Source organism: Gottfriedia sp. NPDC056225, from assembly GCF_042267765.1.
In the GTDB taxonomy this organism is placed as follows: domain Bacteria; phylum Bacillota; class Bacilli; order Bacillales; family Bacillaceae_G; genus Gottfriedia.
Genome location: NZ_JBHJTJ010000010.1, coordinates 23,694 through 35,595, shown reverse-complemented (window position 1 = coordinate 35,595; position 11,902 = coordinate 23,694). Strand labels below are relative to the sequence as shown.

Genomic DNA, 11,902 nt, shown 5'->3' with positions numbered 1-11,902 from the left:
CAACAGGAGCAGACGGAGCGACAGGCCCAGCGGGAGCAACAGGAGCAGACGGAGCGACAGGCGCAGCGGGAGCAACAGGAGCAGACGGAGCGACAGGTCCAGCAGGAGCAACAGGAGCAGATGGAGCGACAGGTCCAGCAGGAGCAACAGGAGCAGATGGAGCGACAGGTCCAGCGGGAGCAACGGGTCCAGCGGGAGCAACAGGTCCTTCAGGAGGCCCAACAGGTCCAACAGGAGCAGACGGAGCAACAGGAGCAGATGGAGCGACAGGTCCAGCAGGAGCAACAGGAGCAGACGGAGCGACAGGCGCAGCGGGAGCAACAGGTCCAGCGGGAGCAACGGGTCCAGCGGGAGCAACAGGAGCAACAGGAGCAGACGGAGCGACAGGCCCAGCGGGAGCAACAGGCCCAGCGGGAGCAACAGGAGCAGATGGAGCGACAGGTCCAGCGGGAGCAACGGGTCCAGCAGGAGCAACAGGAGCAGACGGAGCAACAGGTCCAGCAGGAGCAACAGGAGCAACAGGTTCAACAGGCGTAACAGGTTCAACAGGCGTAACAGGTTCAACAGGCGTGACAGGTTCAACAGGCGTGACAGGTTCAACGGGAGCAACAGGTCCAAATGTACTTTCTGACGGCTTTTCGGCATTTTTACCGACGGTTAGTACTTCTACTTCTACTCAGTTAACAGGATGGAGTGTTGCAAATCCATTTTTCAATGGTACAACGTTTAACCCAACGAATGGCAATTTCACTGTTCCAACAACTGGACGTTATACTTTTGAAGCAACAATTAGCTACTCTACAACTGCAACTATATCAGTATCACTTGGAGCAGGAGTCAATCCTTCATTTGTGTTCCGTAGAACATCACCTACAACAGCTGATTTGTTAAGTGGATTAATACCAATCTTAGATGTAAATGTTGCATTAGTCCTTACTCTAAGAGCTATTCTTGGTGATGGAACTGTCACAATTGCTGGAGACTTACAATTAACTGCGGGAGATGTGATTGGTCTATTCTACAATGCAGACGGATTAACAATTCCGCTTACTTTAGGTGGGAACAATACAGCAGGTATAAGTTGGTCAGTTCACCGTATTGTTTAACAATCACACTTAGTGATAATTGGTCTATCATGAGATAACGACCGTCCTCATTAATTATTCAATAGTAATCTATTCGAATAGTGAATGAGGACTTTTTTTATTAGCTTTAGTATTGAATTTGTACTAACCAAATAATCTACTTTTGAATATGTTAATTAATGTATGTGTCATTTGGAAAATTAAGAGGCATAAATTGAAAGAGTGAGATTTTAAGAAGGTGCTTACAATGAAAACTAGTATAATTATTTTAACTTATAATCAACTCGAAGTATCGAAAAAATGCTTTGAAAGCATTGCAAAGTATACAAAAGAAGATGAAGTTGAAATTATAGTTATTGATAATGGATCGACAGATGGAACACGAGAATATTTAAAAAGTAAACCTTCCTTTATTACAATCTTTAATGAGATAAATATGGGGTTTGCTAAAGGCTGTAATCAAGGAATTGAAGTTGCAACCGGTGAAAATATTTTATTTTTAAATAATGACACGATTGTTACAGAAAATTGGCTAGAAGCAATGCTTAAACTTTTGTACAGTAATGAAAAGATTGGAATGGTTGGACCGGTTAGTAATTATGTAAGTGGTTTGCAACGAATCAATGTTGATTATCAAAACGATCAGGAAATTAATGAATTTTCATTAAGGTATTGTGCAAGCGTAAAAGGTATGTCTAAGCAAGCGCTACGATTAGTAGGTTTTTGTTTATTAGTAAGAAGGGAATTAATAGAAAAATTAATTGGATTTGATGAAAGGTTTAAGTTAGGTTCGTTTGAAGATGATGATATTTGTTTAAGAACTATTTTAGAAGGATTTGAAATGCATATTGCATTAGATTCATTTGTTCATCATTACGGGCATATGACATTTAATGGAAATAGTGATATAAATATTACACAACTATATATAGAAAATAGAATGAAATATATTGAAAAATGGGGAAATAATTTAATTGATATAGGGTATCCAAAAAATGATATTATTGATTTGGTACCAAATGGTGTTAAAAATATATTAGAGCTAGGCTGTACAGCTGGAGCAACAGGTCTCGAAATAAAAAATCTATATAAGTGCGACTTATATGGTACAGAAACTGATGCGGCATTATCCTCAATTGCATTGCAATTTTATAATAGGGTGGATTCAATCGCTATTAACGAAGTGCCAGATAGCTATCCTGAAGAGTTTTTTGATCTAGTAATAATTGATAATATTATTAATCAAGTTGTAGATCCTTGGAATTATATAAAAGAAATCACTAAACTATTAAAACCAAAGGGCTCAATTATTTGTAGAGTCCCGAACGTCTCACATGGAGAAGTGCTCTTTCAATTACTACAAGGTCAATGGAACTATATTCACGCTGGGATCCTAAAAAAAGATCAGATTAGATTTTTTACACCGCTAACAATAAATACACTATTCCCACCTGAACAATTTGAAATGATTTCGAAAAAGAATGAAAATATAAATGTTGATGTAAATATCAAGTTGTTTTTTGAAGAAGTTGTCCACTTAGCCCATAGTTTTGGGTTTAATCTTAATCAATTAACTACTAATCTTGAAATATATTATATGTTAATGTTAATCAGGAAAAAATGATAAAAAGCAGCTGAGTTAACTTCAGCTGCCTTTATTTATGAGTGTTGAAAAATACTCTCGATTTGAAAGAATACTTGGATGAGTTGGATAAAATTGATAAGCTAATTCATTGTGATGGTTTGCAAGGAAATACTCACCGATTCTGTCATAGCAAACAGCCAATTGTAAATGTGGAAGCCAAGAAGTGCATGATGGATTGTGATTAATTAATTTTTCGTTTACTTTGTTTAGTGTTGCTTCTTTATACCAATAAATTGCTGAATCCATTTTATTTTTATTCATAAATAAATAGGCTAATCTACAACAAGTTTCAGGATGAGTATTACCATATTTAAGTGCTCTTAATAACCAAGTAGTTTCTAGTTCACTTAGATTGAGTTCATGGTAACAATTAGCTATATAGTTACATGTTAGTATATTATGTTCTTCAAATTCATAGTTTGATCTTAAGAACTTTAAGAAATACTTAATTGATTGATCATACTGAGCATCTGAACTTAACTCTTTTGCATAATAAAACAAATCCATAGGAGTAAAATTTAAGTTGTTACTTAACATTTGTTCATACATTTGAAGATTTTCTTTTGTACTTTGGGTTAGAGGTAGATCAGTAATAACGAGTTTAGTAAGTTGTACAGATTCAGGAGTATATTCATTTGTTGAATTCATAGTTGGAGTATTTGAATCTAATCTTTTGAATACCCTACTAATCTTTTGTCTATTTTTTTCATCCCATCCAACTTGATAATCGACAACTATATTATAAATCTCATTTCGTAGTGATTGTTTTAAATGGATGAGATTTAAACGATCATTTTCAAGCAAAACTTCGCTAGGATTTAGTAAAAGAATATAGTCTTTAGTAGCCAATGATTTTGAAAAATTTAATGCAGCTACTTCATCGTCATCATCCAAAAGATGAATCTGGTCAGTAAATTTTCTTACGATTTCATTTGTTCGATCGTTTGACATCATATCAACAATGATAATTTCGTCAACTATATTCGTAACAGAATTAAGACATCTTTCAATTATAGCTTCGTTGTTTTGTACAACCATACATAAGCTAACTGTAATCAAATTATCACCCTTTTCTATTTCATTTGGATAAATTTATAACTATCGAATAGGCTTGAATAATTAATTCTACATACTAACAGCAATCGACTATTCATTTAACAATATAAAGTCCTTCATTCGTCTCATTAGTTAGTAGTAAAATAATAACCAAATAAAGCTATTCGTAAAGGAGTAAGAGGAAGAATGAATTTTAGGGGTGTTTTATTTATTTTTAAAGTAAGTACGGAAATATTCTTGATTGTGCAAAACAGAAGGATTATTAGGAACGTAGGTTGCAGCGATATCATTATATTTTTTAGCGGTCTCTTGATCTCCTAATCGACTATAGCAGAGGCATAATTGTAGGTTTGGTAACCAAGTGTAGCATGCTTGGTTTATAAAAGGACTAGTTGTTGGTACATCAACAAGAGTAGCAAGCTTATACCATGTAATTGCGCGTGTAAAATCACTTTGTTGAAGATACATAAATCCTAATCGACAGCAGTTTTCTCCTCGTGGTCCATCATATGAAAAAGATCTTAGACAACTACTTATCGCTTTTTCCAATTCGTTTATAAACAGATAGCTGTCTGCCATTTTTCCACAAGCCTGAATATTATCCTCGTACCAACCTTTTCCTTCAGATAGAAACAATTCATACCATTCAATTGCCTTTTCATATAGCTGGTGATCAACGCATTCATTTGCATAATAGTATTTGTCACGGGGACTTAAATCTTTACCTGAAGCAATTGCATTTTCATATATTTTTAGGTTTCGGTCTGAGTATTCTTTGTCTTTATGGTGAATGATTGCAGCATCTGAATGAATAATTTCTCCATAAACTTCTAAATATTCATGCACGAATCCAACCCATTTAAATTTTCTTTCACGCTTAACGATTCGATTTCGTACAGAACTAAAACTTGGATTTCCGTTTTCATCAAATGCAAGATGATATTTCATTCCAACAGCATCGACATTTTTAGTCAATGTCTTTTTTAATTTAAGTAATTTTTTTGCATTTTCTTCATTAACAATATCATCTGCATCAAGCCACATTATATAGTCCTTCGTAGCTTTTGAAAAAGCAAAATTTCTAGCTGCTGAAAAATCATTTATCCAAGTAAAATCATAAATTAAATTTGTAAATTTTTTAGCAATTTCTTTTGTTTTATCTGTCGAACCTGTATCAATAATTATGATTTCGTCTACTATAGTAGATACAGAAGATAAACATCTTGAAAGCACAGCTTCTTCATTTTTTACAATCATACAAAGGCTTAACGTTATTGGTTTTTTATTCATGAATTCCACCTCAATTTCTATGTTATTAAGGTTGTCAACAAAAGGTGCTATTCAACGAGTTCAAAATTAAGATTAATATTGAAATTCTAGAATGAATATGGTTAAATGATAAAAATGAATATTGAAAATTTTTAGATGAAGAGAGTAATCTTATTTTTATTCTTTAAGCGAGTTAGGGATGGTGAAAGCCTAATAGACGAATAAGATGAAACGCACTTCGGAAAAGCGGTCTGAAATAGTAGTAGGACTTTGCCGGGGAAGACCTCGTTAACAAATTTTAAAGTTGGTTCAATATATTTGAACAATTAGAGTGGTACCGCGGATTATTTAAACCCGTCTCTTATGATAGAGACGGGTTTTTTATTTTGAGAGAGGACTGATAAAAATGAATTATGTAAATTTGTATAGTGAACAAATCGAAAAAGCTTTAAATGGAGCATTAACCATAACTGAAATCAACGCACTGATTGAAAAACCGAATTATGCAGATCAAGGTGATTTGGCATTTCCTTGTTTCCAATTAGCAAAGGCATTAAGAAAATCTCCTGTAATGATCGCCAATGAAGTTGCACCATTGATTAAACACGAGCTTATTGAAAAGGTTGAAGCGAACGGTCCGTATGTAAACTGTTTTTTGAATAAAAAACTAGTAAGTAAACAAGTCATTGATTTAGTTCTCAGTCAAGGTAAGGAATATGGCAACCAAATAGATGGAAATGAGAAAACAGTTGCGATTGATTGTTCCTCTCCTAATATTGCAAAGCCATTTTCAATGGGGCATTTACGCTCTACAATGATTGGAAATTCAATTGCTAAAATTGCAGAAAAAAATGGCTATAAAGCAGTAAAAATTAATCACCTTGGGGACTGGGGAACACAGTTTGGAAAATTGATCGTAGCTTATAAACTGTGGGGTAATCAAGACGCTGTAAAAGAAAATCCAATTAAAGAGCTTTTAAAATTATATATTAAATTTCATGAAGAAGTTGAAAATGAGCCTCAACTTGAGGAAGATGCTAGAAGCTGGTTTAAGCAATTAGAGGAGAAAAACGAAGAAGCATTACATTTATGGAAATGGTTCCGTGAAGAATCACTTAAAGAATTTATGTTAGTATACGATTTATTAGGTGTTAATTTTGATAACTTTAACGGAGAAGCATTCTACAATGATAAAATGGACCGAATAATTGATCTTCTAGAACAGAAAAATCTATTGGTCGAATCAGAAGGTGCCGATGTTGTTGAATTAACTGAAAAAGATTTACCACCATGCTTAATTAGAAAATCTGACGGAGCAACTTTATATGCTACACGGGACTTAGCTGCAGCACTTTATCGTAAAGAAACTTACGATTTCGATAAGGCTGTCTATGTAGTTGGTGGAGAACAAGCGCTACATTTTGAGCAAGTATTTACAGTTTTGAACAAAATGGGGTACGAATGGTCTAAAGATATGGTTCACGTACCATTTGGTTTAATCCTACAAAATGGTAAAAAAATGTCTACACGAAAAGGGAAAATTGTTCTTTTAGAAGAGGTAATTGAGGAAGCAATTAGTTTAGCAAGTCAAAATATTGCAGATAAAAATCCTACATTAAAAAATAAAGAAGAAGTTGCAAGAATGGTCGGTGTCGGCGCAATCATTTTCCAAGATTTAAAAAATGATCGTATGAACAATATCGAATTCTCACTTGAACAGATGTTAAAATTTGAAGGGGAAACCGGCCCTTACGTACAGTATTCAATTGCTAGAACAAATTCAATTTTAGAAAAAGCAACATCGTATGATGTAAGTAAACAAGAGGGACTTGACGATTCTTATAGTTGGGATATTATCAAGCAAATCCTTGAATTTCCAAATAAAGTTTCACGTAGCTTTGAACAATTTGAACCGTCGGTAATCGCAAAATATACAATTGACTTAGCTCAAAGCTTTAATAAATATTATGGAAATACACATATTCTTACCAATGATAATCAACTTGAAAGTAGATTGGCATTAATTAAAGTTGTTTCCGTTATATTAGAAGAAGGATTAAGATTATTAGGCATTCGTGCTCCAAAAGAAATGTAATAAAAACAGGTATTGGAGAAATTATCCTCCAATACCTGTTTTCTTTTTTGATCTGAACTTAAACACAGTCCTTCCAAACTTTACTACATATAAATACATATGGAATTATGTAGTAATTATTTAACAAACTCACGATCATAAAAAACAAAGTCTAAGAAAATAGTTAAAAAACGAAAAGATTATTGAAAATGATTATCATTTACATTTATAATAAATATAAAGATTATTTAGAAACTAAGGAGAATAACGTTCAATGTCGATATTAGATTTTATTAAAAATAGAAGAACAATTAGAGATACAAAAAAAGATCCAATTAATACGGAAGTTTTGATGGAGTTACTTGAAGCAGCATCTTATGCTCCTTTCCATAGTAAAGAAGAGCCTTGGCAATTCATTATGATTTCAGAGCAAAAAGAAAGAGAATATTATGCTTCGAAAATTGTAGATAGTTATGAAAGAATGGAATTAACTGAAACATACACAGTTGAGAAAATTAAAAAATCGACTGAATTTTTCAAGTCATATATTATAGATACACCAATGCATTTAATCATAACGACAGATCATTCAGACAATGAAAAGAGAAATTTAGAAGCAATCGGAGCAACTTGTGCGTTTGTTCAAAATTTACAATTAGCGGCTTGGGAAAAGAATATTGGAATGGTATGGCGAACTAATCCTTATATTTTTGATAAGCAATTTTATAAAGAGATGGAGATTCCAGAAAATCGAAAAATATTAGGAGCTCTTCATATAGGGTATATAAATACATTGCCAAAAGGTACGAAGAAAAGAAAACATCCTAGTGAGTGGACTACTCAGCTTAGTCAAAAAATTTCACTTTAGAATATAGATTCGAAATAAAAAAAGAGTCCGAAAATTATTTCGGACTCTTTCTTTATCTAGATTAAAATACTTTAGTAGTCCAATTTTCACCATTCCATACATCCGTAACTAAACCTTCATAGAATTCAGGCTCGTGACAGATTACTAAAATGCTTCCTTTGTACTCTTTTAATGCACGTTTTAGTTCTTCTTTTGCGTCTACATCTAAATGGTTTGTAGGCTCATCGAGTACAAGTAAGTTTGTTTCTTGATTAATTAGCTTACATAAACGAACCTTTGCTTTTTCCCCACCACTTAATACAGCAACTTTACTTTCAATATGTTTAGTTGTTAATCCACATTTTGCAAGTGCAGAACGTACTTCATATTGTGTCATAGAAGGGAATTCGTCCCAAACTTCATCAATACAAGATTTATTATGATCACCTTTAACTTCTTGTTCAAAATATCCAATGTGAAGGAATTCGCCTCGTTCAACTTCACCGGAAATTGGTTTAATATCACCTAATAAACTACGCATTAAGGTCGTTTTACCAATACCATTTGCTCCAACTAAAGCAATTTTTTGACCACGTTCCATACGTAGATTTAAAGGTTGAGATAGAGGCTCGTCATAACCAATCACTAAATCTTTTGCTTCAAATATTAATTTACCTGAAGTACGGGCCGGTTTAAACTGGAATTCAGGTTTTGGCTTTTCACGTGCAAGCTCAATTACGTCCATTTTATCAAGTTTCTTTTGGCGAGACATTGCCATATTACGAGTAGAAACACGAGCTTTATTACGAGCAACGAAATCCTTCAGTTCAGAGATTTCTTGTTGTTGACGTTTATATGCTGATTCTAATTGTGATTTTTTCATCTCATGAATTGCTCTGAAATTATCATAATCACCAACATAGCGGTTTAATTCTTGATTTTCCATATGATAAATTAAGTTTATAACGCTATTTAAAAATGGAATATCATGTGAAATCAAAATAAATGCATTTTCATACTCTTGTAAATAACGTTTTAACCACTCAATATGTTGTTCATCTAAATAGTTAGTAGGCTCATCTAGTAATAGGATGTCTGGTTTTTCTAAAAGAAGTTTTGATAGAAGAACCTTTGAACGTTGACCACCAGATAATTCAGTTACATCACGATCAAGTCCGATATCTTCTAATCCTAAACCACGACCAATTTCTTCAACTTTAGCATCAATAATATAGAAATCATTATTTGTTAAAGTATCTTGAAGTACTCCTACATCTTCAAGCATTTTCTCCATTTCTTCTGGAGTTGCGTCTCCCATTTTCATATATAACTCATTAATTTCATTTTCCATATCAAACATATATTGGAACGCACTTTTTAATACGTCGCGAATTGTCATTCCTGGTTGTAAAACAGCATGTTGGTCTAAATAACCTACACGTACTTTTTTAGACCACTCAACCTTACCTTCATCTGGCTGTAATTTTCCAGTAACGATATTCATGAAAGTTGATTTACCTTCACCATTCGCACCGATCAGCCCGATATGTTCTCCTTTTAATAAACGGAATGATACATCGTTAAAAATCGCACGATCACCGAAACCATGACTTAAGTTTTTTACAGTTAAAATACTCATTGATCGACACCTTTTCTATATTTTCATTTTTATATAATTATGTTCTTTTTAGAACGGAATTTAAACAGTCACCATCTAATTATAGTCTGCAACAGGTGGAGTGTTCAATGATAAAATTAAAATAGCAAAAAAGGGAAAAAACGGAAAAACAGGGAATACAGTGATAGTAAGAATTTTAGGAGTATGAGATTAAGGAGGATAATTTTGATTGAAAAAAATATTTTTAATATTAGCCATATGTGTTTTTTTGGTTAGTTGTAATCGGGAAGTAATAAGTAACCATTTAACTGCAAGTGGAAATAATGTTGTTGAATCGTATAAGATGACTAATTATGAGAAAAACGTAGTCAAGAGAATAGGGGAAAATCTTGATCAAATAGCACTATATAAATTGAAATTTGGAAATGTTAATCAGTTAAAAGAGATTAAAATGAAAGTGAAAGTGTATGAAGATGGAAAACTAACTAAGACAATTTTAGATTCAGGCATGTATATCTCTAAAAATGATAAAGGGAAATCATTTTATCTTTCATTTAAACGAAAACTTCAATCAGAAACAGAACGAAATTATGAATGGAATACTACTATTTCAACAGGCGCTAAAAATAGTAGTACGGTTCAAACGGTGTACAAGCAGCCTCATCAGACAAATATTTCTACAATTGGAACCATATTTAAGAAGCAAGAAATCAAAAAGGATAAGGAAATGATTCTTGGAGCATTTGTAGATGCAGTTGACAAGATGGAAACTGTCGAAGTTTTTCCTGACATTAAGGATAATGAAAGACTATTTGAAAATAAATATGTATACTTATTATGTCTAGAAGTGAAATAGATAAATGGGTGATAAAATGGAGAAGGAAACAGCTATTCATTTCCTTTAGTATTGATATTCCATGCATAGACTAAAAAGAGGAGGAGTAATATATGTTTGGTAAAGTTGCTGCAGATATGCTTGGTTTAAGTGATGTTGGTAGTGTTATTGAACCTAAGAATTATGACAAAGTTGATTCTGACGATTATGTAATGCATGAAGATAATGAAAAAATTTATTTTTTAATAAAATCTAAATCAGATGAGTACTGCTTTACAAATAAGGCTTTAATTCATTTAGATGGTACGAGTGCAATTAGCAAGAAGCGTACGCTGCACCGTTATAATTATCACACACATAAAATTTCACACGTAGTGCTTGAAACTGCTGGTACAATTGATTTAGATGTTGAAATTAAGTTTCATATCGGTGGTAAAGAGTTCTCAATTGATGTTCATAAAAAACATATTGAAGCCCTAAAGGATTTATATAAAGCCTTACTTACAATCGCCGAGATTAGCCATGAAAATGAAAAAGCACTTGGATATGCTAAGGAAAGTATTGTAATTGCTTCTACAACATTAGGTCGTGTTACTACAGCTGAGAATAGTTTAGTAAATAGTTTCAAAGAAATTAACGAAGCTGCTTTTGAATGGTTAATGAATTCTAGAGAGCAATATAAAGTTAAAGATTTCGGATACGTATTTGAGAAGTATATTAATAACTAAATTAGTAAATAGAGGTCTCGTAAGTCATTGTACTTATGGGACTTCTTTTTTTGTGGGGTGATTTCCGTTTGAGTAGAGATATACGAACAAAATTTGAACAATGTTCATAAACCTGTGAACTTTGTTCTTAAAGTAGTGTTTTTTGTGCATAAATTGCTTAAATTTGTTCATAAAACACTGTGACCTTTAATGGACCAATCTTTTTAAAGGAGTACGAGTACAAAAAACAAAGAAAACTCGCAAGGAAGAGAATACCTTGTGAGTTTTCTTATTTAATTAACTAAATACCTCTGTTTTTTGGCGATTTAAAATAGTCGCGTCTGGGCAATGCTTTTTTATTTCACGTAGAAAAATCTCTTCATCTTTTGGTAGTGAAAGCAATGCAAATTCGTATCTTTTGTATTCGATTTTTAATCGTTTAAAAGTCCAGGCTGGTGATGAAACGGGATTATTTGAAAAGCAAACGGTCTTAATTTCGCTATATGGGATGTTAATTTTAATAAAACCAAATTTTGATTTGAATTCGGTTTCTGTTAATTCGTGGTACGTGTGAAATAATGCCCAAGCTAGAACAATCAATATTGGCAATAAAAAGACAAAGACAACTAGACTTATGATGATTCCAGCGCTATCGCCTTCAAGTATGCTAATAATTGGAACTGAAATAATAATTGGGATTAAGCTCAGAATTAAAACGACTAGTAGTGGATTTTTCTTCACTTTAAATTTCATGACAATATCTTTT

General features: G+C 33.1%; 9 protein-coding genes, 1 pseudogene and 1 other annotated feature. Of the genes and pseudogenes, 6 read left to right on the top strand and 4 right to left on the bottom strand.

The window, feature by feature from the left end; all coding sequences use genetic code 11:
- Together ACFCYN_RS09190 and ACFCYN_RS09185 are read left to right on the top strand one after the other, a co-directional pair.
- Positions 1-1,106, top strand: a pseudogene (locus ACFCYN_RS09190) (collagen-like protein); the annotation flags it as partial.
- Between the two features lie 226 nt (positions 1,107-1,332).
- A complete protein-coding gene (locus tag ACFCYN_RS09185) occupies positions 1,333-2,709 on the top strand; it encodes a glycosyltransferase (RefSeq protein ID WP_375948874.1) in 1,377 nt (458 codons plus the stop codon).
- Between the two features lie 21 nt (positions 2,710-2,730).
- Here ACFCYN_RS09185 and ACFCYN_RS09180 read toward each other — a convergent pair whose 3' ends face one another.
- Entirely contained in the window at positions 2,731-3,789 is a 1,059-nt protein-coding gene (locus ACFCYN_RS09180) for a glycosyltransferase (protein WP_375948872.1), read from the bottom strand.
- Between the two features lie 201 nt (positions 3,790-3,990).
- On the bottom strand, positions 3,991-5,076 hold the full coding sequence (locus tag ACFCYN_RS09175) for a tetratricopeptide repeat-containing glycosyltransferase family 2 protein (protein ID WP_216854009.1): 1,086 nt from the start codon (positions 5,074-5,076) through the stop codon (positions 3,991-3,993).
- A gap of 123 nt (positions 5,077-5,199) precedes the next feature.
- Positions 5,200-5,420, top strand: a binding site (T-box leader).
- Positions 5,421-5,461: 41 nt separating this feature from the next.
- Here ACFCYN_RS09175 and argS point away from each other — a divergent pair.
- Together argS and ACFCYN_RS09165 are read left to right on the top strand one after the other, a co-directional pair.
- A complete protein-coding gene (argS, locus tag ACFCYN_RS09170; protein ID WP_375948870.1) occupies positions 5,462-7,150 on the top strand; it encodes an arginine--tRNA ligase in 1,689 nt (562 codons plus the stop codon).
- Between the two features lie 253 nt (positions 7,151-7,403).
- Positions 7,404-7,997, top strand: a complete 594-nt coding sequence (locus ACFCYN_RS09165; RefSeq protein WP_375948868.1) for a nitroreductase family protein — start codon at positions 7,404-7,406, stop codon at positions 7,995-7,997.
- Positions 7,998-8,058: 61 nt separating this feature from the next.
- Here ACFCYN_RS09165 and ACFCYN_RS09160 read toward each other — a convergent pair whose 3' ends face one another.
- Complete coding sequence (locus ACFCYN_RS09160; protein ID WP_172447293.1) at positions 8,059-9,615, bottom strand: ABC-F family ATP-binding cassette domain-containing protein; 1,557 nt, start codon at positions 9,613-9,615, stop codon at positions 8,059-8,061.
- Positions 9,616-9,823: 208 nt separating this feature from the next.
- Here ACFCYN_RS09160 and ACFCYN_RS09155 point away from each other — a divergent pair, with 208 nt between their 5' ends.
- Both ACFCYN_RS09155 and ACFCYN_RS09150 read left to right on the top strand, forming a co-directional pair.
- Entirely contained in the window at positions 9,824-10,450 is a 627-nt protein-coding gene (locus ACFCYN_RS09155; RefSeq protein ID WP_375948866.1) for a hypothetical protein, read from the top strand.
- Between the two features lie 92 nt (positions 10,451-10,542).
- A complete protein-coding gene (locus tag ACFCYN_RS09150; protein WP_375948864.1) occupies positions 10,543-11,157 on the top strand; it encodes a PH domain-containing protein in 615 nt (204 codons plus the stop codon).
- A 276-nt stretch (positions 11,158-11,433) separates the two neighbouring features.
- Here ACFCYN_RS09150 and ACFCYN_RS09145 read toward each other — a convergent pair whose 3' ends face one another.
- Positions 11,434-11,889 carry a PH domain-containing protein gene (locus ACFCYN_RS09145; protein ID WP_098120327.1) on the bottom strand — a complete coding sequence of 152 codons (456 nt, stop codon included), beginning with the start codon at positions 11,887-11,889 and terminating at the stop codon, positions 11,434-11,436.
- Positions 11,890-11,902 lie beyond the last annotated feature (13 nt).

Bases quoted from the DNA above. Each gene is read 5' to 3' on its own strand.
- ACFCYN_RS09185 (WP_375948874.1), top strand. From the start codon at position 1,333: ATGAAAACTAGTATAATTATTTTAACTTATAATCAACTCGAAGTATCG.
- ACFCYN_RS09175 (WP_216854009.1), bottom strand. From the start codon at position 5,076: ATGAATAAAAAACCAATAACGTTAAGCCTTTGTATGATTGTAAAAAAT.
- argS (WP_375948870.1), top strand. From the start codon at position 5,462: ATGAATTATGTAAATTTGTATAGTGAACAAATCGAAAAAGCTTTAAAT.
- ACFCYN_RS09165 (WP_375948868.1), top strand. From the start codon at position 7,404: ATGTCGATATTAGATTTTATTAAAAATAGAAGAACAATTAGAGATACA.
- ACFCYN_RS09160 (WP_172447293.1), bottom strand. From the start codon at position 9,615: ATGAGTATTTTAACTGTAAAAAACTTAAGTCATGGTTTCGGTGATCGT.
- ACFCYN_RS09150 (WP_375948864.1), top strand. From the start codon at position 10,543: ATGTTTGGTAAAGTTGCTGCAGATATGCTTGGTTTAAGTGATGTTGGT.
- ACFCYN_RS09145 (WP_098120327.1), bottom strand. From the start codon at position 11,889: ATGAAATTTAAAGTGAAGAAAAATCCACTACTAGTCGTTTTAATTCTG.